At 52.9% G+C, this 21,039-nt stretch carries 16 protein-coding genes and 1 pseudogene; 6 read left to right on the top strand and 11 right to left on the bottom strand.

All coding sequences use genetic code 11. The annotated features are described in order from the left end of the window. Positions 1-175: 175 nt before the first annotated feature. The 6 genes from ACR0BU_RS20075 to ACR0BU_RS20050 form a co-directional block, all read right to left on the bottom strand. Positions 176-2,032 carry an SLC13 family permease gene (locus ACR0BU_RS20075; protein WP_480736677.1) on the bottom strand — a complete coding sequence of 619 codons (1,857 nt, stop codon included), beginning with the start codon at positions 2,030-2,032 and terminating at the stop codon, positions 176-178. A gap of 725 nt (positions 2,033-2,757) precedes the next feature. Further along, positions 2,758-3,513 (bottom strand): ABC transporter ATP-binding protein, encoded by a 756-nt coding sequence (locus ACR0BU_RS20070; protein ID WP_298937626.1) that lies wholly within the window; start codon positions 3,511-3,513, stop codon positions 2,758-2,760. Positions 3,514-3,523: 10 nt separating this feature from the next. Further along, complete coding sequence (locus ACR0BU_RS20065) at positions 3,524-4,279, bottom strand: ABC transporter ATP-binding protein (protein WP_298937627.1); 756 nt, start codon at positions 4,277-4,279, stop codon at positions 3,524-3,526. Between the two features lie 12 nt (positions 4,280-4,291). Continuing rightward, complete coding sequence (locus ACR0BU_RS20060) at positions 4,292-5,497, bottom strand: branched-chain amino acid ABC transporter permease (protein ID WP_480736658.1); 1,206 nt, start codon at positions 5,495-5,497, stop codon at positions 4,292-4,294. A gap of 3 nt (positions 5,498-5,500) precedes the next feature. Next, positions 5,501-6,532 carry a branched-chain amino acid ABC transporter permease gene (locus ACR0BU_RS20055; RefSeq protein WP_298937629.1) on the bottom strand — a complete coding sequence of 344 codons (1,032 nt, stop codon included), beginning with the start codon at positions 6,530-6,532 and terminating at the stop codon, positions 5,501-5,503. A gap of 110 nt (positions 6,533-6,642) precedes the next feature. After that, positions 6,643-7,989 carry a substrate-binding protein gene (locus ACR0BU_RS20050; RefSeq protein WP_298937630.1) on the bottom strand — a complete coding sequence of 449 codons (1,347 nt, stop codon included), beginning with the start codon at positions 7,987-7,989 and terminating at the stop codon, positions 6,643-6,645. An 850-nt stretch (positions 7,990-8,839) separates the two neighbouring features. Here ACR0BU_RS20050 and ACR0BU_RS20045 point away from each other — a divergent pair. Beyond that, positions 8,840-10,471, top strand: a complete 1,632-nt coding sequence (locus ACR0BU_RS20045; RefSeq protein WP_480736659.1) for a bifunctional aspartate transaminase/aspartate 4-decarboxylase — start codon at positions 8,840-8,842, stop codon at positions 10,469-10,471. Between the two features lie 106 nt (positions 10,472-10,577). On the opposite strand, the gene aspT is transcribed toward ACR0BU_RS20045, so the two are convergent. From aspT to ACR0BU_RS20030, 3 genes are all read right to left on the bottom strand, one after another. Beyond that, positions 10,578-12,278 carry an aspartate-alanine antiporter gene (gene aspT, locus ACR0BU_RS20040; protein WP_480736660.1) on the bottom strand — a complete coding sequence of 567 codons (1,701 nt, stop codon included), beginning with the start codon at positions 12,276-12,278 and terminating at the stop codon, positions 10,578-10,580. Positions 12,279-13,069: 791 nt separating this feature from the next. Next, the gene (locus ACR0BU_RS20035) at positions 13,070-13,486 is read right to left on the bottom strand and encodes an Hsp20/alpha crystallin family protein (RefSeq protein WP_480736662.1); all 417 of its coding nucleotides are present in this window, start codon (positions 13,484-13,486) and stop codon (positions 13,070-13,072) included. Between the two features lie 338 nt (positions 13,487-13,824). After that, on the bottom strand, positions 13,825-14,325 hold the full coding sequence (locus tag ACR0BU_RS20030; protein WP_480736664.1) for a methyltransferase family protein: 501 nt from the start codon (positions 14,323-14,325) through the stop codon (positions 13,825-13,827). 251 nt (positions 14,326-14,576) lie between these two features. On the opposite strand from ACR0BU_RS20030, the gene ACR0BU_RS20025 reads away from it, so the two are divergent. Next, positions 14,577-14,828, top strand: coding sequence for an SH3 domain-containing protein (locus ACR0BU_RS20025; protein ID WP_480736678.1), 252 nt, complete (start codon positions 14,577-14,579; stop codon positions 14,826-14,828). Positions 14,829-15,220: 392 nt separating this feature from the next. Here ACR0BU_RS20025 and ACR0BU_RS20020 read toward each other — a convergent pair whose 3' ends face one another. Then, the gene (locus ACR0BU_RS20020; protein WP_480736679.1) at positions 15,221-15,472 is read right to left on the bottom strand and encodes a hypothetical protein; all 252 of its coding nucleotides are present in this window, start codon (positions 15,470-15,472) and stop codon (positions 15,221-15,223) included. Between ACR0BU_RS20020 and ACR0BU_RS20015 the strand changes: the two are divergent. From ACR0BU_RS20015 to ACR0BU_RS20000, 4 genes and pseudogenes are all read left to right on the top strand, one after another. After that, positions 15,398-16,653, top strand: a pseudogene (locus ACR0BU_RS20015) (serine hydrolase domain-containing protein). The gene ACR0BU_RS20020 and the pseudogene ACR0BU_RS20015 overlap by 75 nt on opposite strands. 267 nt (positions 16,654-16,920) lie before the next feature. After that, a complete protein-coding gene (ppk2, locus tag ACR0BU_RS20010; protein ID WP_298938370.1) occupies positions 16,921-17,790 on the top strand; it encodes a polyphosphate kinase 2 in 870 nt (289 codons plus the stop codon). Between the two features lie 178 nt (positions 17,791-17,968). Further along, positions 17,969-18,394, top strand: coding sequence for a c-type cytochrome (locus ACR0BU_RS20005; protein ID WP_298938366.1), 426 nt, complete (start codon positions 17,969-17,971; stop codon positions 18,392-18,394). 493 nt (positions 18,395-18,887) lie between these two features. Beyond that, positions 18,888-20,651: a glycoside hydrolase family 9 protein gene (locus tag ACR0BU_RS20000; protein WP_480736665.1), complete on the top strand. Its 1,764-nt coding sequence runs from the start codon at positions 18,888-18,890 to the stop codon at positions 20,649-20,651. Positions 20,652-20,818: 167 nt separating this feature from the next. Here ACR0BU_RS20000 and ACR0BU_RS19995 read toward each other — a convergent pair. Further along, positions 20,819-21,039 (bottom strand): hypothetical protein (locus ACR0BU_RS19995; protein ID WP_480736667.1); only part of this gene is annotated, 221 nt, incomplete at its 5' end.

Below are 21,039 nucleotides of genomic sequence, written 5' to 3'. Positions count from 1 at the left end.
CGACTTGCCGGACCAGTTCACACTGAAAGGCCTGCCAAAGACGTCTTATGGGATATTGGATACAAAATCCACAGATAATTTCACCTGAGGCCCATAACCCGTTCGCCAAAATATCTGGCACTTCCAGGTGACCTGTTTCCCGACCAAAGAAACAGAACGCCGCTAAGCGCCCTGCTCAGTAGATTAAGTTCAACATCAAGAGAGAGACCACCAAGAATAGAACTGTCATGACCCCACCGGAGCGCACAAAATCCATAACTTTATAGCCCGCAGGGCCCATGATCAGAGCGTTCACCTGATGCGTCGGAATGATAAAGCTGTTGGAGGTCGAAATAGCCACTGTCAGCGCAAAGACGGCAGGATTGCCGCCGGCCGCGACCGCAATCGATACGGCGAGTGGAACAAGTAAAACCGTGGCTCCGACATTTGACATCACCAGCGAAAAGGCCGTGGCCAATATCGCAACGCCGGCCTGAAGTGCCCAAATCGGCCAGCCGTTGAGAATGATCATGATCTGCTGGGCAATCCACGCGGCAGTTCCGGTATTCTGCACGGCTTGCCCCAGCGGTATGAGGCAGGCGAGCAGGAATACAGTGTTCCATCCGACGGCGCGATAGGCCTCGTCGACGCTAAGCACTCGGGTGAGCATCATTCCGGCCGCTCCGGTCAGCAAGCAAAGAGACAATCGAACGTCAGTGAACAAAATCAGTGACAGTGAAATTGCGAAAAACGCCAAGGCCCACCCGACCTTTTGCGGACGCAGTTCATCTTGCGGAAAGTCCGTTGTAACGACAACAAAGTCCGGATCCCGTTTGATCCGCATCAGGTTGTCCCACCTAGTGTGGGCAACCAGCATGTCCCCAGCATGAAAGTTTTCAAGCCCGATCTGGGTAGAGTCATGTGTTTCTGACTCGACGTGGCTGAGGGTTTCCTCGCCTCGGTGGATGGCAAGCAAGGACATGCCATAGGTCTTGCGAAACAAAAGCTCACGAGGGCATTTTCCGATCAGCTTGCTGTCGGGTGTCACAACCACTTCGGCAATTCCGGCATTGGTAGGCGCAAACTCTTCGACAAAGATATCCAGTTCCGGAAGAACGGTCAGCCCAAATTTCTGCGCGAATTCCTCCACGACCCAGCGTCGTCCAATGATGGCAAGCCGACAAGGCGCGGCAATCTCGGCCGTTAAAACCTGCACCATTGAGGTCTTACCACGGTAGAATGTCGAGATAATGTACAGGTGGTTTTCATGGTTGATATCAGCCAGAACCTGCCCCACCAAAGGGCTTTCGGCTGGCACTATCACCTCAAAAACATCCGCTTTGAGCCCGTAGACACGTTGCAGATACTCCTGCGTACCCTGCCCCGTCCCGGTGTTTTCAGACCCGGTGCCACCAGGCAGCACCCACCGCCCCAGCAGTAGGAAATACGCGATCCCAGTCAGAATTAGGGCCGCCCCTATAGGCGTTACCGAGAAAAGGCCAAACGGCGCTATTTTTTGACCTTCCGGCAGGCCTTCGTTTGCCGTCAGGATTAGATCGTTCAGCAATATCAGTGGCGACGAACCAACCATCGTCATTGTGCCACCCAAGATGGCGCAAAATCCCATGGGCATCAGCAGCCGCGACAGGGGAATCCCGGACCTTGACGATATTCGGCTGACGACCGGCAGAAACAATGCTGCCGCCCCGACATTCTGCATGAAGGACGAAATAACACCGACGGTACCCGATATGATCGGCAAAACCCGACCCTCGGATGTGCCGCCGTACTTCAGAATAACCGCCGCGACCTTGTTCATGATGCCCGTTTTGTCCAAACCCGCGCCGACGATCATGACCGCGATGATGGAAATCACGGCGTTTGAGGCAAACCCATCAAAAAGATGCGTAACATCTGCGAGGTTCTGAAGCCCTGGCGCGTAGCTCAGCAGACCAACAATCACGAGGACCAATATGGCGGAAAGATCAATTCTGACAATTTCGGATACAAACAGAAAGACGGTAAAGGCCAACAGAGCGCAAACCACTCCCATTTCAAACGTAAAGGCCACTTGTTCCACAGAATTCACCGAGACGTTGTCTTCTTTTGTCTAAAGAGAACAGTTAAACCATCACGCCCACGCTGTCATGAAATTTCGGTTTTCGCGACACAAACGAAATAAAATTTCAAACCTCGCCGATAGCTGCGTGCCCTTCACCTGTTCACACAAGAGAATGAGACTGCTCCTCTAGTAAATCGCAGCGTACTTTCCAACACTGGTTTGATTACGGAAGAATAAGGCTTCGCAGTGTGGGGCCTGCTTGCGTTGTGAGCTACTCAGAACGCACAAATCCGCCTTTCTGAGTCTTGTTTGTTTTAGTGGTTGCGGGAGGGCGCGACCACCTTTGTCGAACGCTGCTAAGGTGTCTGGTTTGAAGTTCAGGAAGCCGACACCAGCAAACCTCTGTCGACGCTACTGTCACGCGCTACTTGCTTGTCGTTCACTGAAGCACGGATAGGGTAGCGATCTGGATAAGGTCAAGCTTGCGAGTCTCTATAGTTTTGCAAATTGGAGAGTTTCGGAATACTGGCGGTTTTTGCCATCAAGTAAGTTTGCCAAAAACCTTAGAAAATAGCGTTGACCACCATCCAGCTACTCTTCTTCAAGCAATTTGGGATCACTCGAAGCCTTATTCGGCGAAATTGACGTATTTGGCATTTTGATACCAGTTGGAGATCTCCATTCGTAGGGACAAAAGCACAAGACCCTATCAAAGGTTAGATCGCCAAATACTCTTCCCTAAGCTGGCTATTCTCCAATACATCGTTTGCTGTACCGTCAAAAACGATGCTTCCAGTATCCAAAATGATCGCTCGATCAGCCAGTTCGAGGGCGCGGACCGCGTTTTGCTCGACGATTATTGTGGTCATACCTTGTTGCTTAACGTGGACAAGTGTCTTCTCGATCTCGTCGACAATTACCGGGGCCAAACCTTCATAAGGTTCATCCAACAACAGAACTTTGATGTCTCTGGCCAGCGCTCTCGCAATCGAAAGCATTTGCTGTTCGCCGCCGGACAAGGTGATCCCTTCTTGTTTGCGACGTTCGCCAAGTCTCGGAAATAATTCGTAGAGCCGTTCCAACGACCAGCCAACCGGAGGTGCGATCTGGGCCAGCTGCAAGTTTTCTTCCACGGTCAGCCCTGGAATGATCCGCCTGTCTTCGGGCACAAGTCCGAGACCTTCTGTTGCGGCCTCATAGCTGGCCATCTTGTGAAGAGGTTGATGATCGAGCCAAATTTCCCCGCGCCTGACTTCTGGATCCCCTAAACGAGCTATCGAGCGCAACGTCGAAGTCTTTCCAGCACCGTTTCGGCCCAATAAGGCCAAAATTTCACCTTCGTGCACGTTAAAGCTAACACCCTGAACGATGTAGCTTTCGCCATAGTATGAATGCATATCCCACACGGACAGAAACGCCGGGGCCGTGCTGGCTATGTTTGCGTTCTTCGAAAAGTCAGGTTTCTCGTTCATAGCATTGACCTCACGCTGCTTCGCCTAGGTAGGCTTCTCGAACCTTAGGGTGGCCGCGGATTTTTTCCGGGACATCTTCGACCAACGGGGTACCTTGCGCCAGGACAGTAATCCTTTCGGCAAGGCTGAACACCACATGCATGTCGTGTTCGATGATCGCGATGGTAATGTCCCGTTCATCTTTGATCTGCTTCAGCAAATCGATTGTGTTATTGGTGTCCGCTCGCGCCATACCGGCGGTGGGTTCATCAAGCAGCAAAAGTCGAGGGTTTTGGCTGAGGCACATGCCAATTTCCAGCCGCCTCTTGTCGCCACGCGAAAGCGACGCTGAATGCATATGACGTTTATCCGCCATATTCATTTCCTCAAGCATCGCTTCGGCCTGCTCAACAATCGCTGTTTCGTTGGCAATCGTCTCATAGGCGTGCATTCGGAAGGCACCATCCCGCATCGCGAAAATTGGGATCAGCATGTTTTCCATAACCGTCAACTCACCGAATATCTCCGGAGTTTGGAATACTCGGCTTATACCCATCTGGTTGATCTGATAGGGCTCAAGACCAAGAACCGAAGCATTGTCAAACAACACGGCACCGGTATCAGGCATCAACTTACCCACAAGGCAATTGAGCAAAGTTGACTTTCCTGCACCGTTTGGGCCGATAATGGCGTGAACCGAGTTTTCTTCGACACTCAGGTTTACATCGGTAAGGGCCTTGAGGCCACCAAACCTCTTGCTTACGTCTTTGACTTTCAGGATTGCCATCGTCGCTTACCCCTATTCTGCCGGCTCGGATTCGCCCGACTTGGTTTCATCGGTTTGTGGCTTCTTTCGTTTCAAGCGGTTCAAGATGCGCTGACCTCCTTCAACAAGACCGCCTGGAAGGTAAATCACGACAAGCATGAACAAGATGCCAAGTGTCAGATGCCATCCTTTGCCGATGAACGGGTGTATGACGAATACAACGGCGTCCTCGAGCCCGTCTGGTAGGAATGCAAACCAACTGTGAAGCACGTTGTCGTTGATCTTTGAGAAGATGTTCTCAAAGTACTTGATGAAACCTGCTCCCAGGACCGGTCCAATCAGAGTGCCAGACCCACCGAGAATGGTCATTAGAACAACCTCACCCGAAGCGGTCCACTGCATACGTTCTGCGCCTGCCAACGGGTCCATGGCCGCCATCAGCCCGCCAGCCAGACCAGCATACATGCCCGAAATGACAAACGCCGCCAATGTATAGGGCTTGGAATTCAGGCCAGTGTAGTTCATCCGTTGCTGGTTTGATTTTACGGCGCGAAGCATCATACCGAATGGCGAACGGAAAATGCGGATCGCCAGATAAAACACCACCATCATGATCACGGCGCACATATAGTATCCGGCGTTGAAGTCGAAACTCCAGGCCCCGGCGTCCAGAGTATAGGTCGCACGCATCGGGACACCGAACAGATGTGGCAAGTCCGGAGCGTTCGCACTCTGCAAAATCTGCGGGTCGTCTGAGTAAACTTGCAGCCCTGTTTCGCCGTTAGTGAGGTTAAACTTTGGGTTGGACAAAACCGAATAGGCTAAGGCAAAACTCATCTGTGCAAAGGCCAGAGTCAGGATTGAAAAGTAGATTCCCGAACGACGCAGACTGACAAAGCCGATGAGTAGTGAAAACAAACCTGCCACGACAACACTCAGCGCGATAGCGGGGATAACGCTGTAACTGAGCAGTTTGAACATCCAGACGGCAGAGTACGAACCTACCCCCAGAAAAGCCGCATGGCCAAAGGACAGATAACCCGTCAGGCCGAACAGAATGTTAAATCCGATCGCGAATATCCCGAAAATCACGAAGCGCTGCATCAGGTCCGGGTATCCCGCGTTGAACTGCGCCATTGCACTGTTGGTTGGGAACGGGTTCAGAATGAACGGTGCCAACAACGTGAGGATAGCAACAACGATGAGTAAGCTGGTGTCTTTTTTATTCAGTCCCAACATTGTTTATTCCTCCATCACGCCTTTGCGGCCCATCAACCCTCGCGGGCGCGTCAGCAGCACGACGATGGCAACAAGGTATATGATGATCTGGTTGATGCCGGGTATCGTAGTGGTGGCCCAGGTCGTTGAGGCAAAGCTTTCCAAGATACCCAAAAGGAACCCTGCCAATACTGCCCCAGGCAATGAACCCATGCCGCCGACAACAACCACGACGAAGCTGAGAACCAGAAAGTCCATACCCATGTGATAATTTGGAGGGTTCAGCGGCCCGTACATCACTCCGGCAAGCCCAGCTACAGCAGCGGCGATGCCGAACATGATAGTGAATCTTCGGTCAATGTTGATACCCAAAAGCCCAACGGTTTCGCGATCCGCCATCCCGGCCCTGACAACCATCCCAAAGGTTGTGAATTGCAGGAATGAGAAGACCGCACCGATGATTGCGACAGCAAAGCCAAAGTAAACCAACCGCCAGATTGGATAGATTATTGCGTTCGTATCAAAGCCGACCATGATGCCTAAATCAATCGAGCCGCTTAGCGCATCTGGCGCAGGTGTCTGGATAGGGTTCGCACCAAAGAAATACTTGACGATTTCCTGCAGAACGATTGCCAAGCCGAAGGTCACAAGAATCTGGTCTGCGTGCGGGCGCTTGTAGAAATGCTTGATTAAACCTCGTTCCATCACATACCCGACCAGCAACATGATCGGGATCGCAAAAAGAATGGCCAGCGGGACGGACCAGTCAATGATTGTGGCGCCAACCTCTGGACCGAACCACGCTTCGACGTAAGGGGTTTCAACCTTTAACGGGTTTCCCAGAAAATCCTTCTGGGTTTCGTCAAGAGTTTCGAAACTCAGGCCCATGAGCTTTTGCACGGTCACGGCACAGAACGCACCGATCATGAACAGGGCCCCGTGGGCAAAATTCACCACACCGAGCGTGCCGAAGATCAAAGTCAGGCCCAACGCGATGAGCGCATAAGCCGAACCTTTGTCCAGCCCGTTGAGTATCTGCAATAGGATGGCGTCCATCGGCCCACCTCAAGGTTGGTCAGAATGTGTTGAGCGGTATCGGTCGGGCTGATTTACCCGGCCACAAGTGTCTGGCCGCCGAGTGGCGGCCAGATCTCAGCCAGAGTTTTTTAAGCGCCGGGATTACACTTGCCCAGTTCGCCGCCAGCAAACATCGGATGCTCAGGATCGTACTCGACCTGCGCGCGCGGTGTGATCTCCACGATTTCCAGCGTGTCATACTCGTTGGTCGGGTTTTCCTTGCCCCGCACAACCAGTACGTCCTTGAAGCACTGGTGATCCGCTCCGCGATACCAGGTCGGGCCGTTGCCCAGCCCGTCAAACTCAAAGTCCTCCAGCGCCTCTGCAACACCACATGGGTTGAAGGTGCCTGCGCGCTCACACGCGTCTGCATACAGTAACGTCTGTGCATAACAGGTCTGGGCGGAGTTTGACGGTGGCTTGCCATACTTTTCACCGAAGGATTTCACGAAGGCTTTGGTGCCCTCATCCTGCAGCTGCCAGTTCCAGTTCATCGAACCCAGCACGCCTTTGATGTTCTCGCCCGCGCCAGCGGCCATCAACTCCGAGTACAATGGCACAACGATCTTGAAGTCCTTGCCATTCGCGACTTTGTCGAGCAGCCCGAACTGAATGGCGTTGGTCAGTGAGTTCACCATGTTCCCGCCGTAGTGGTTCAGAACCAGAACATCAGCACCTGAGTTCAAAACCGGCGTGATGTAGGACGAGAAGTCCGTCGATGCGAGCGGTGTTTTGACCGTGTTAACCGTTTCCCATCCCATGGCTTCCGTGGATGCAACAATCGACTCTTCCTGGGTCCAGCCCCAATTGTAGTCGGCCGTCAGATGATACGCACGACGTTCTTTACCCATCTCAGCTGCAAGTACTGGCGCCAGCGCGGCGCCCGACATGTAGGCGTTGAAGAAATGGCGGAAACCATTGGCTTTCTTGTCTTTGCCCGTGGTGTCATTCGCGTGGGTCAGACCGGCCATGAAGATTACGCCAGCTTCTTGGCAAAGGCCTTGAACAGCAACAGCCACACCCGAGGACGATCCTCCGTTGATCATGATCGCCCCGTCTTTTTCGATCATGGATTTGGCCGACGCACGAGCAGCGTCCGACTTGGTCTGGGTATCGCCAGTAACGAATTCGACTTTCTTGCCAAGGATACCATTGCCCTTGAGAACCTTCGAAGAGAAGGTATTCATGCAACCGCCATCGCCTTCACCGTTCAGGTGTTCGACGGCTAATTGCTGAGCGAGCAACTCATCATTGCCTTCTTCAGCGTAAGGTCCGGTTTGAGGTACGTTAAAACCCAAAACAACCGAAGAGCCTGTCGGCTCATTCGTGTAAGCTGCGGCAGATGAAGCTGTAAAGATAGTAGGTAGGGCTAATCCGGTACTTGCGACGGCACCAGACTTCAACACGCCGCGGCGTGTGACGTTTTTGTTAGTCATAGATTCCTCCCATTTTCACTTTCCAACGCCTGGCTCCTCTTCCAGATGATGGAAAAGCACATTCGTGCAAATTGAGTATGGAGACACCCAGAAAAATTAGACAATAACTATCTAATCTTAAAATATAATTTTGTAAACTTCTCAACAGATTATCGGAATTTCTGTCTATAAAACCATCATTTCTATATTTACTTATTATATTTACACGATAATTTTGTAAAGCTTTCGACATAACCCGCCGGAGTTGGCTCGATATTCGATAAGGAACATTTTAGAAATGTGCCGGGCAGAAAACTGAGTTCCCCATACAGTTGAATACTCGTGAAAGCATACAAACTTGAAGGTGTCTGTTGGCAAGGTGCCAAGGAAGCAGCCGAGAAGCCGGGATAAAGCGGTTGTTGGCGCGATGCGCAGCATATGTCAAATGGGCTCGAAGCGGTCATCTGATGCTTTCGGTGGGTCATAGATCCAGCTTTGGCGGTTGCAAGGTCTGGAAGGCGGACAAAACAGACTTTCGCCGCGCCTGCAATTTGCTAGGCAAGGCACGGATTAGCTGGCCACCTTCCGGACTTTCGCTGCATGCGCAGTACCAGTAGCCACGAACGTCCGTTTTACGCAGAATAGCAAACTTTGCAAATTTTCGTGGATGTCAGCTTCGAGCCTAAAGCCTCGGCGCAATTTCAATCACTCTGTATGCCTTGCAAAATGGTTGCAGCTAAGACTTGTAATGAAGACTCGTAATCCTCGGTTTTACGCCGTTCCCTTCGAATAGTGTTGTTTTCATTGACACATTGCCTTGCATGCGATCCGCTAAACTACGTCATCTGTTTTAACGCAAGGATTTGATGTCATGCCAGAATCGCTCAACCTGCATAAATTTGAAAACCTAAGTCCTTTCCAAATCAAAGACGAACTTATCAAGTTGGCGCAAAAAGAGGCGCGGCAGATGGCTCTGCCATATCTCAATGCCGGTCGAGGGAACCCTAACTGGATCGCCACTAAAGCGCGGGAGGCATTTTTCCTTTTAGGACAATTCGCTATGACAGAAGCACAGCGCCATCGCAATGAGCCGCAGGTCGGTCTGGCTGGGATGCCGCAAGGGCCAGGCTGTTATGACCGGCTAAAAACGTATTGCGCCAAGTCGGTTGAAGGAAACGGCCCTCCAGGTGCGGAAACTTTGGTGGCCGTAGTGGATTTTGCGATTGAGAAGTTTGGTTTTACACCGGACGATTTCGTGCTTGAGCTGACCGACGGTATTGTTGGCGACCACTACCCGATGCCCGACCGTTGCATGGAACACAACGAGGCGATTGTCCACGAATACGTTATGTGGGCGATGTGCGCGGGCCACCGACCGGATGCGAAGTTCGATATCTACGCGGTTGAGGGTGGAACCGCTGCGATGTGTTACATCTTCAAGGCACTCAAGAACCAGCGGTTGCTGAATGCCGGCGACACCATTGCGTTGGGTACACCGATTTTCACACCCTATCTGGAAATGCCGGTACTTGAAGACTATGGGCTGAACACAGTGGATGTATCTTCGAAAGAAGAGGACCACTTTCAACTGAACGACGATGATTTCGAACTTCTGTCCGATCCGAAAGTCAAAGCGCTGTTTCTGGTTAACCCGGGCAACCCATCATCTGTTGCAATCAGCCCCGAAGTCATGACCAGGCTTGTTGAGTTCGTAAAAACCCGCCGTCCGGACCTGATCATTTTGACTGACGACGTTTACGGGACCTTTATTCCAAACTTTCAGTCGGTCATGGGGCATCTGCCTGAGAACACCATCGGGGTCTATTCCTACTCCAAGTATTTTGGTTGCACCGGATGGCGTTTGGGTGCGATTTTGGTGGCCGAGAACAACATCTTCGACAAGATGATTGCGGAGGCTACGGACGAAACCAAGGCCGTCGTCAACGCCCGGTACGAAACGTTGACACCTGATCCATCCTCGTTCAAGTTCATCGACCGGATCGTCGCCGACAGCCGCGATGTTGCGCTGAACCACACCGCAGGTCTGTCACTGCCGCAGCAGGTGATGATGACTTTGTTTTCACTGGTCGAGCTTATGGATGAAGAGAAAACCTATCAGAAATTCTGCTGGGGTATTCTGAAACATCGCTTTGACGAATTGGTCGAAGGGATGGGCATCGAAGTTCCCGATAACCCGCTGTTCGACAAGTACTACGGTATCATCGACTTCGAATTCTGGCTTCGTAAATACGTGGGCGAAGAGGTGGTTGAGTGGATCAAGGAGAATGTTCACCCGCTAGATATATCCTTCAAACTGGCTCAGGATCACGGGATCGTTTTGCTGAATGGATCGGGCTTTGACGCGCCTAACTGGTCGGCGCGGGTCTCGTTCGCCAATTTGGATGATAGTGCTTACCGCCAGATCGGAATTGCAGTGCGCGCGGTGGCCACTGGCTACGTGCAGGCCTACCGTGCCTCGAAAGGACTTCCCTTGCACGGTTGAAATCTCGCAATAGCGAAGAGGAACGGATCAGCGGGATGATTAGCACACACGCTGATCTCACCCTTCAAAACTTTGATCCCGGTTGCCTCGCCCGTTTCGGCTCGACTTACGCAACAAAAGCAACAACCAGCGGCCCCCAAAGCGTCAGAAAGATGTTGGCCACGGCATAGGTCATGGTGAAGGCTGGTGTGGGTGTCGAGTTCCCGGCTTTTTCCAACAGTGTCGCAAAACCAGGATTGCCCGAGCGTGATCCGGTCACAACCGCGCAGGCCTCAACCGGGTTTTTTATGCGCAGAGCGAAATAGTTGATCGGGAACTGCACGATCATGGGCATCAAAGTAACCACTACACCCAAAAGCAGCAGCGTGATCCCATATTCCTGAATTGCCTCTAGTGCAGGTTTGCCTGCATTGAGGCCAACGACACCAACAAACACAGCTAAACCAAAGCTCTGAAGGAAATTCGCGGCCCCACGGTTAATACCGCCGATCTTGGGTCGCCGGATGCGCAAATAGCCGATGATCAATCCTGTAACAAGGCAACCGAGGCCGGACCCCAAAGCCACCTTCGTTCCCGCGATGACAAAACTGATCTCTCCTATCAGATAGCCGATGGCCACGCCGATCCCCAATGCAATGAAATTGGTGACCGAGGCCGAGGGCGGCACGTAGCCCGCAACTTTCGCAACTCGGTTCAGGTCGTCCTTGTGACCGACAATGCTGACCTCGTCACCTGCGTGGATCTCAGTGTTGTGCAGGACGGGGACATCATGGCCCATGCGGGTGATCTTTGAGATGTGAACACCGCGCCTCTGATCCGCGGTCAGAGCCTCGCGCAATTCCGCCAACGTTTTACCAGTCAGTCTGCGGTTGGTGACCACTACGTTACGACGTTCCTCTACAACTGTCAGTTCAGGAGGATACTCTCCGATTTCCCCACTGGCGCTACCCTCGAACTGAGTCAAAGTCGCGACGAGCCCGGAGACGACCACAACATCTCCGGCATTGACTACTGTTTCAGGAATCGGATCCACGGGAGCGCCATCGTGGAGTAACCGTTCGACGATCAGATCGCCATCATAGCCGCTTTCGATGTCTTTGACGCATTTTCCAGCAATGGTTGCATCGCCATTTACTTGATAGGCTCGGGCGTCAAACCGGTTCATAGGAAGGAACTCACCTTCCTCTAGTTTGCGACCGCCGCCGCTGAGTTTCTGAGCCAGCTTAATCGCTTCTTGCCGCAGGTCGACACGCATAATAATTGGAATGACACTAACTGCCAATATTGGGCCGATTGAGCCGAAGATATAAGTAACCGAGTATCCTACGGCGATATTGGTTTTCAACTTTTCCGCCTCGTCTGCGGCCAGCCCAAGCAGATCGATGGCATTTCCAGCGGTACCAATGATTGCAGATTGTGTCAGGCCACCAGCGGCCAATCCAGCCGCCAGCCCTTTATCCAAGCCGGCCAACCGCGCAACGACTATAACAAAAAACAACCCCCAGAGCGTCATCATAAACGCGGCAAGTAACTTGGTCAGCGCAGTTCGGTTCAGGGCCGCAAAAAATTGAGGCCCGCCATTGTAGCCGACCATAAATATGAAGAGGGAAAAGAAAACATTCTGAACATCGGTGCTAAGGTTGATACCGCCGATCTGGCCAATGAAAACCGCTACCAACAACGTGCCAGCGATGCCCCCCAGTTCGAACTTGCCGACCCGAAGCTTTCCGACGCCGTATCCCAGACCCAGACAAAGAAACAGTGCCATGATCGGGAAAGCGCGCAGCTGTTCTGTAATCAATTCCATTGTGAAATCTCCCGCGTCCCAACGCTGGTCGTTGCCGCTCAAGATACAGCGCCTAACTGTATTGAAAACAAAAAAATTTAGACAACCGGTGTTGTGCGGACATTTCGAAACTACTTGGAACAAACTCTTTTAAAGGGCAGATGCATTTGCAGCCAAAAAAACTACTTTGGAAGGTAAGTCACGCCATTCACTCATTGTTTTTGGGGAGTGAGTCTTGGACATCTCGATGGATTTTTGTGTTCCCTTCGGAGATGCTGCAGATATTCTCACGTAAGTTGTAGCGAACAGAGGTTTTTTTCTGACCTGATCTGCAGGAATGAAGCCATAAGTTTGAACTTCGGGTGACTGTGTACAGGACTGAGCAGCCTCATAAACGGAGTTAAGTCTTCAGTCTCTTTCTCAGACAATTTCAGTTCCAAGAGTATGGCAGCGTTGTTGGCGTGCAACTTTTCTTGGGTCTACTGGAAAACAACCAGCAATTTTACGCTAGTGAAAAGACGATCATCCAAGCTGGCAGGTTTTTCCGCTAACCTGCCAAGTGCGGCTCAAATCCAATGTCCGCTTCAGGATGGACCTGCTGAATGCACCCGCAGCGGCAAAGTCACTCGGCAATGGCTGGTAAGGGCTCCTGAGCGGACGTCCGACGCTTTCGTAAAGGCTTGCAGTCTGTCGCGACGCGATCAGCGGCGGCAGTGCGGGCGCGGGCGCCGTTATAGACAAGCGACCCCAACCTGTTCGGTGGGAACCTATCATTTCAGTATATAAAACAGTTTCGCTGTTCTTGCCGACTACTAACCCTTGCGGATCTCCACTTTAGTGGCGTCCGACTTCTTGGGCTTTGTCTTTGGGATAGTAATTGTCAGAACACCATCCTTTATATGAGCGTCGACCTTATCTCCCTCGGCGTCGGGTGGCAGACGGAAAGAGCGGCTGAAAGATCCATATTGCCGCTCTGAAAAGAACCAGGTCTCGCCCTTTTCTTCACGCTCCGTCCGCTTCTCGCCCGTAAGCGAAACCACCCCGTCTTCAACGCTTAGGTGGATGTCCTTTTCTTCTACGCCCGGCAGTTCGACGGCAATTCGGTACGCATTGTCATTCCCGGCAGCTTCAGAAGCTGGAGCCAACCACTCTGCTACTCGCTGGCCCATCTGCCGGAAGGGATCATAGATTGAGGGCCAAAAGCCACTGGTGTGAGATTTCTCGACCATCTTTGAACTCCTTTTGCTAAATGGTTCGCTAGGATTGTGTATCCGCTGATCTCGAAGTTCATTGACCCTGATCAACTCTAGCAACTAGGACGTCAAAACCATCTATCGGCCGCTTTTGGTGTGGCACCGCAAGATTCCGGTAGGGCTCGAAGCGGTCATATGACGGTTTCAGTAGGCCATCAGGCCGGTTCAGACGGCATCAGGGTCTGCTCTGCGGCCCCATAAGAGACATTCACCATTCAACCCAGCGCGGCGGCGCAGCTTTTGCCAGACCGGAACTTCCCTACCACGTAGTATCTGGTCTCCTGTGAATTCACACACTCCAAAAAACTTGTAGCTCAACTGCCGTTGGCGCCTGAGGGTTCGTACGGCCGCAACATTGGAACCCATCTTAGCACCGCCGCCTTGTGCCGTAGGTACTCCTCGCCAAAGCGTCGTTTCAACTCCGGCTCTTCTACGAATATGAAGCATACCGTATTGAGGAGAAAAAACACTAACGCCCAGCTAATCAGGAGCGGGCTGTTCAGCGCCACGGCTTCAGCCAATATCATTAGGATGACCGATGAAAGCATGGGATTGCGTACGAAACGATAAGGTCCACTGATCACAAATTTTTGAGGTGGATCCCACGGTGCAGGAGTTCCATGCCCATCATGAGCAAACAGCTTCATCGTGTTGGCAGCCAAAACAAGCGCGGGGACAGCCAACATCGCCGCCACAGTGCAATGGAGACGAGTCCCGACACTTACGCCAAATCGCCAGCGTTCGCTGAACCGCTGGATCAAAACTGGGATGTAAATCAGCGCTGTTCCGGGAAGGATAAGCACTGTTTTGGTCATTGGCCAAAACATGGAGTAGACTTACCATATCTTGTCTATCGTCGGGATCGCGCCGCACTAGATTTTCATTTGCGGAAATCATTTGACGGGACAATCATGCCTTGAAGCTTTGGGAATTCTCATATTTCTGTCTTGGAGTTGTTCATCTTTGTGACCTGAATTGCTACGATTGTAGTTGAGGCAACAAGCAGGACATCGCGATGCGCAATGCAATCTTCTTTCCCCTAGCGGCATTGTTCCTGGTGGCCATCATGAACATCGAACCGGCAGCCGCCGCCTCGCTCGGACGATACGAGGTATTTGGCGTCGAAGACGGTGACATGCTGAAAATGCGTGGTGGGCCTGGAACAGGCTACATTGTGATCGTTGGTCTGCCAAATGGAACCGCCGTACGAGTTCACAGTTGCGAGCAAACCGGTAGCACCCGATGGTGCCGTGTTTCCTTGGAGCGCGCACGTGGGCTCAAGGGGTACGTCTCTTGGGCATACTTGCGAAAAATTTGAAACAACGGTGATCAGCGTTATTAACCGAACAGTATACATGAAGTGTCGACAGAAGAGGCCCTCCCGCTCTAGTTGGCACTGCTTACATGAGCTTTGAACTGACTTGTGAGCCACAAAGGAGTCGGCCCTTCAATTGAATCGGTGAAGTCATTCGCGGCCCAGAGCCGACCTTGAGCACAGTCTTTAATGCTGCGGTCGCAGCGCGGACTCAGGACTTTAGCTGCAACCGCAAAATCGCAATCAGCTTGGAGGTCGGGACCGCGGGAGATGTGCGCATTGACCGAGCATTTCCTGTTTTCTGCTCAGCAGAATGATTGCCACTGGCTGGCAAACCACCTTTGCTGCAAACTTGCCCTTATTCTTTCAGGCAGGGTGTTCGATTGTTCTCGCGTTTACTCAGTGTCTTTACGGGCGTTTTTCTTCACGCAAACATCGCACGCCTGACAACGATTCTGCTTTTCGTGTTCTCTAGCGTATCCGCATTTGCTCAGGTACCCGATCCCGACCTCGATGCCATCGAAGAACATGTCCGTCGAACGCTTGAACGTGATCGCGTACCGGGCGCTGCCATCGCCATTGTTCGGCGATCGCAGGTTCTGTTCCTGCAGGGTTTTGGTGAAGATGGCCGCGGTCGGCCCGTTCACGAAGACACGTGCTTTGTGATCGGATCAATGAGCAAGGCATCACTGCATTGGTTGCGACGCGTCTGATCGAAGCGGGACGCTTGGCGCTCGACAGTCCTGTCGGTGCAACACTGTCCGAACTGTCAGACATGGGCGGTTCCGTCTGGCACGACATTACTCTGCGTAAGTTGCTGACACACACGAGTGGTGTACCAACCCGAACGCCGGACTTGCCGCCGGATACATCGCTCGCACATCACATTGAGGTTCTTGCGGATGTAGAATTGAATGACCCATCCGCGGCGCGCCATGCGTATTCGAGTGCCAATTATCTTCTCGCGGCACGCATGTTGGAAACGGTCAGCGGCACATCATTCGACATACTTCTGGCGGATCAGGTATTCACCCCGCTCGGCATCGAACAAAGTCGAGCGCGACACGAAGAATGTCGATCCACGGGCCACCAGTATTGGTTCGTCTGGCCCAGGCCTGCTGATCACCCACTCGAACCCGGGCGTCTGGCCACGGCGGGGATAACAGTAAGTGTCTCGGATATGGCGAAGTTTCTCCAGTTCCAGTTGGGTGATGGAACGTGGGGCGAGGAGACAGTCCTCAGCGCAGCAGGTCTTGCTGAGATGCACGACGGGACGGCCCAGGGCGACGGCTTCACCTACGGGTTGGGTTGGCGAAACGCCGATCTGGCCGGAGTTCGAACGGTCCAGCATGGCGGCGTCCTGCCCGGCTTTCGGGGAAAGATGATCCTTCTTCCCGAGCAGGACGCAGCTGTCGTGGTGCTGACAAACGCGTCCTCGGTGTTACCACTGCCGATCCAACCAACCAGCCATCGGCTCGCCAACGATATTGCCCTTCACTTGGCCGGAGGGCCTCTCGGACTACCAAAGCTCGGTTATCGGACCTGGCTGATATTGTTCTGGAGCGGGTTGGGTCTTGTGTTACTCCACCAGTCAGTCACCTTTGTGCGCATTGTGATGGGGCGGGACCCAGCGCGCCATCCGCTTCGAAGTGCAGCCGCCGATATTGTAATGGTGCTCGCGGTCGTTCTTGCTTTGCCTTGGGCTATCGGTCTTTCGCTTCGAAGCATCGTGGTCCAGACGCCGGATCTCACCTTGTGGTTGGCGGCAATGTCCACAATGGCGGTCTGCGCCGCCATCATTAGAGTGTTTCGCGCGCGGGCGGACTGACGCAGCTTTACCCTCTAACATTCTACGCCTATGTGTTAGCCGTTTCTGGGCGGCAGAATACCGTCCCGCTGACACATATCCCTCAAGAAAATGTGATTTTTAACGGTTCGTTGACACCGATCAAAGCGCTGAAAACCAGGATCTGCTAGTGCCCTCGCAAGTATAGGGACAGGAGATGAAAGCATGGGAATGGCGATAGCCAACAACGTTGCACAAGAGACAAACAAATCGGCGGCTTCAGACGGAGCGAAGCTGGTTGCGAATGAGATGCAATCGATTCCGAGCCCTGAAAGGGTTCGCCACGCGTTCGAAAGCGGCGAATACCCTTATCGACGAAAAATGTCCCGACGCTTGTACGAGGCCGAAAAAGCCAAGCTCCAGGCGGAACTGCTCAAAGCTCAGATTTGGGCACAGCAGACCGGACAGAAATTCGCACTACTCTTTGAAGGACGTGATGCAGCTGGTAAAGGCGGCACGATAAAACGGTTTATGGAGCATTTGAATCCGCGAGCGGCCCGAGTCGTCGCATTGAACAAGCCCACCGATGAAGAGCGCGGACAGTGGTACTTCCAGCGCTACGTTCAGGAGCTGCCCACCTCCGGTGAAATGGTTTTCTTTGATCGGTCCTGGTACAACCGAGCAGGTGTTGAGCGGGTAATGGGGTTTTGTGACCCCAACGAATATCTGGAATTCATGAGACAAACCCCTGAACTGGAACGCATGCTCGTGCGGTCTGGCATTCGGCTTTACAAGTACTGGTTCTCGGTCACACAGCCAGAGCAGAAGAACCGGTTCAAAAGCCGTGAGACAGATCCCTTGAAACAATGGAAACTGTCTCCCATCGACAAGGCCAGCCTCAACAAGTGGGACGACTACACCGAAGCAAAAGAAGCGATGTTCTTCTACACAGACACAGCAGATGCTCCGTGGACAATCGTCAAGTCCAACGACAAAAAACGGGCTCGACTGAATTGCATGCGTCACTTTTTGTCTACTTTGGAGTACCCCGGAAAAGACCTCGGGGTCGTCGGGGCTCCGGACCCACTAATTGTTGGGCAGGCAAATCACGTAGTACACCGATCAGATCACATCCTTGGCGCTGCTCTACATCCGAAGGCACGCAAAAAGGCAAACTGAGTGCATGTCGTTTCACGTGACACATCTGCGCAGACTCCAGGTAAGGTCTAAAGAACTCATCGCAGCGTTGGGTGCGAAAAAATGCTGGTGTTTCGGCTGTTTTGATCCATTCAAGGAAATTCGCATTAATGCCCGAGGAGTGATTTGTACGTTAATCCCACTGGAGAAGGAGAGGAGTATGATCAGTACTCGTCGTTTCGCTTTGACATGGCTTGTCACAATGCTTGTTGCATCATGCTCAGAATTCGTCCGGGACGATAACGTGATGCCTACCCGCGCTGACGGAGAAGCGTTTTTTTTGGCCAATTGTTCGTCTTGTCACGGCGTCGAGACTCGAGGGAATGGTCCAGAAGCTGCCGGTTTGCTTGTTGTGCCGCCGGATCTGACCACACTAAGCAAGAGAAATGGCGGAAGTTTTCCGCAAGCACGTGCTTTGAGCTACATCTATGGCGATCCTCAAAACAGCCACCTCTCCAGAGTGATGCCTGAGTTCGGCGGTGCAATGGTAGAAGACCTTGTCCCAGTTGAAATAGAGGGTGTATTAACCCCGACACCAAGAGAGCTCGCCGGACTGCTGTTCTATCTTGAAAGCATCCAACGGTAGAACAAGTGTTAATCCGCTATCGACCGGTGCCGACTGGAAGGCCATGACGGCCCAATGCTGCCGTCCAACCATAGTAACCGATGCTGCGGCGCGACCCGTCATTCCGGACTTTCGCTGCGCGTGCGTTGTTGAGCGACCGATGAACTCGCACACTGCGGGACTATTCTGCCGTTCTGGATGTTGCGGCCGATGTCGGCTTTGGTATTTGATCGCGTCGGTCTGAGCTCCAGCCTGAAGTTCAGCCCAAAAACTCGGCCGCTTGGGAGGAGATGATCAGTCTGGGCAGCAGCTTTTTGCGCAACGACTTCAAGAGCAACATTTATGGTCGCAAAGCAACGACGTTGCAGACATACACGATCCAAATGGCGACGCAACTCCTAGAGGAGATTTGTATGACAGAGCATCACTCAAACATGACGCCTAGCCCCTGCCCGACGCGGACAGCAACGAACGAAGTGAAGTGGCAGCAACAGAATCAGGCGGGAAATCCTCAATGATCAGTTTCGAGGTCGCCGATCGCTGGCAAGGCGGGTTCCTGGGTGAGATCACGATCACAAACACAACCGACCGGACCATAGAGGACTGGTCTTTGGATTTTGACACCACTGGGTATGCAATCCGTGGCGCATGGGGTGGTGATTTGGGTATTCATGGCAACATGACCAACTTTGAGGCCAAGGGTTGGACGACCAATATCGCCCCCAGTCAGTCAGTCACTTTCGGCTTTGCGGCTGTGGGCGAAGAACCCTCAGAACTGGGAAGCCTCGTTTTTCAGGCGAACATGGAAGATGGCAGCACGATAACCGTGCCTGAAGGCGCAGAGCCTGCAGGCGGGATACCGACCACGGATGATGACGGCGTTACGCTTCCGCTTGGTGGAGACGACGGTGAGCCCTTTGGTGCAGCCGACTACGACGCCGTTCTGAACAAATCCATGCAGTTTTACTATGCCAATTATGCGGGCGATCTGCCTGACGATCACCCGATTTCGTGGCGTTGGGATTCAACGCTTGATGACGGTTCGGATGTCGGACGCGATTTGTCTGGCGGCATGTTTGACGCGGGCGACCATATGAAGTTCGGCTTGCCGATGGCTGGCACCGCAACGACCCTTGCCTGGGGTGGGCTCGAGTTTGAGGACGGATACATAGGCACGGGCGCCTATGACGCGTTAAGTGACCATCTGCGCCAGCTCAATGACTATTTCCTGAATGCTTATGACGACAAAGGCACGGCGGATCTATCGGATGACGTGTTCCATGCCCAGGTGGGGGACGGCAACGACGACCACGCCTTTTGGGGCGCCCCGGAGGACATGCTGATGGATCGTCCAGTCTATTCCCTTGATGCTGAAAACCCCGGAACAGAGGTTACCGCCCAAACGGCCGCCGCCATGGCCTCTGCATCCATGTTCTTCCGCGCGCAAGGCGATACGGTCTACGCCGACGAGTTGCTCGAAAATGCCGTTCAGCTGTTCGAATTCTCCGAGATGTATTTGGGAAAATACACGGACACCGTGACTGATGCCGCACAATTCTATTATTCCTGGAGCGGCTATGAGGACGAGTTGTCATGGTCTGCAAACTGGCTTTACCAGGCCACCGGAGACGAGGCCTATCTGCAGAAATCCATCGACTACTATGTGGAGCCGAACACCCGTTTTGCCTATGGCTGGGACAACATGAGTAACGGCACCACGCTTTTGCTGGCGCAGCAAACGGGGGATGCACAGTATATTGATGATCTGAACCGGCATCTGGATTACTGGATGGAGGACATCGCGACCACGCCTGGGACCGACACCAACGATGGCCTGGCCTGGGTCGATCAATGGGGGGCTAACCGCTATGCAGCCAATACATCACTTCTGGCCACGGTTCACGCGAAACATCTGGCTGAGGCTGATCCCGATGACAATGCGAAGCGGGTAGAGGATTTGCTGGATTTCGCCTCTGATCAAATAGATTTCATGATGGGCGACAATCCGGATGAACAGAGCTTTGTGGTTGGCTTCGGCGAAGATTTCCCCCTGAACCCGCATCATCGCAGCGCATCAGGCAAAACGCATGTGGAGGACCCCGAGCCCAACGCCTACATCCTCCATGGGGCGCTGGTCGGCGGCCCCGCCCGGAATGGTGATTATAACGATGTGCGCAGCAACTACGTCTCAAACGAAGTTGCAACGGATTATAATGCTGGTTTTTCGGGTGCAGTGGCGGGCGTCTATGAGGGCCTGGTCTACGACGACTGGATGTGACACCGTTCAATATACCCAAAGCAGTCGTTCATGCGCCGTGCAGCGTTTTACAATTTGGGCTCTCCTGACGCCTTCGCCGCGATCTACACTAAAGGCCGGTCTGGTAAGGCACGATTTTTGCTGCACGCCGCATGAACTGGCGCGAGGCGGACAAAGCTGCCGACAAGTCAGTTTATCGAGATGTGTGAAAACGGCCCATAAGAGACATTCGGCATGCTGTTGCCATGCTGCGTTTGCAACCCTCTTTCCGGACATTCGCTGCAGGCGCAAAATTCGGCGCTGGTCGAACTCACACACTGCGGACGAACTGTGAATTCGCTGCATCTGCCGCTATGGCGGCTTTCTTTTTGACGTTTGCCAAGCCAAGCTTCAATCGTGCCGTGCGGTA

Source organism: Ruegeria sp. CK2 (genome assembly GCF_056536585.1).
The sequence above is the reverse complement of the archived record's forward strand: the minus strand, read 5'-3'. Positions and strand labels throughout refer to the sequence as shown.

What these genes read in the sequence shown, in the direction of transcription:
- ACR0BU_RS20075 (WP_480736677.1), bottom strand. Translation starts at nt 2,032, where the DNA reads ATGGGAGTGGTTTGCGCTCTGTTGGCCTTTACCGTCTTTCTGTTTGTA.
- ACR0BU_RS20070 (WP_298937626.1), bottom strand. Translation starts at nt 3,513, where the DNA reads ATGAACGAGAAACCTGACTTTTCGAAGAACGCAAACATAGCCAGCACG.
- ACR0BU_RS20065 (WP_298937627.1), bottom strand. Translation starts at nt 4,279, where the DNA reads ATGGCAATCCTGAAAGTCAAAGACGTAAGCAAGAGGTTTGGTGGCCTC.
- ACR0BU_RS20060 (WP_480736658.1), bottom strand. Translation starts at nt 5,497, where the DNA reads ATGTTGGGACTGAATAAAAAAGACACCAGCTTACTCATCGTTGTTGCT.
- ACR0BU_RS20055 (WP_298937629.1), bottom strand. Translation starts at nt 6,532, where the DNA reads ATGGACGCCATCCTATTGCAGATACTCAACGGGCTGGACAAAGGTTCG.
- ACR0BU_RS20050 (WP_298937630.1), bottom strand. Translation starts at nt 7,989, where the DNA reads ATGACTAACAAAAACGTCACACGCCGCGGCGTGTTGAAGTCTGGTGCC.
- ACR0BU_RS20045 (WP_480736659.1), top strand. Translation starts at nt 8,840, where the DNA reads ATGCCAGAATCGCTCAACCTGCATAAATTTGAAAACCTAAGTCCTTTC.
- aspT (WP_480736660.1), bottom strand. Translation starts at nt 12,278, where the DNA reads ATGGAATTGATTACAGAACAGCTGCGCGCTTTCCCGATCATGGCACTG.
- ACR0BU_RS20035 (WP_480736662.1), bottom strand. Translation starts at nt 13,486, where the DNA reads ATGGTCGAGAAATCTCACACCAGTGGCTTTTGGCCCTCAATCTATGAT.
- ACR0BU_RS20030 (WP_480736664.1), bottom strand. Translation starts at nt 14,325, where the DNA reads ATGACCAAAACAGTGCTTATCCTTCCCGGAACAGCGCTGATTTACATC.
- ACR0BU_RS20025 (WP_480736678.1), top strand. Translation starts at nt 14,577, where the DNA reads ATGAACATCGAACCGGCAGCCGCCGCCTCGCTCGGACGATACGAGGTA.
- ppk2 (WP_298938370.1), top strand. Translation starts at nt 16,921, where the DNA reads ATGCAATCGATTCCGAGCCCTGAAAGGGTTCGCCACGCGTTCGAAAGC.
- ACR0BU_RS20005 (WP_298938366.1), top strand. Translation starts at nt 17,969, where the DNA reads ATGATCAGTACTCGTCGTTTCGCTTTGACATGGCTTGTCACAATGCTT.
- ACR0BU_RS20000 (WP_480736665.1), top strand. Translation starts at nt 18,888, where the DNA reads ATGATCAGTTTCGAGGTCGCCGATCGCTGGCAAGGCGGGTTCCTGGGT.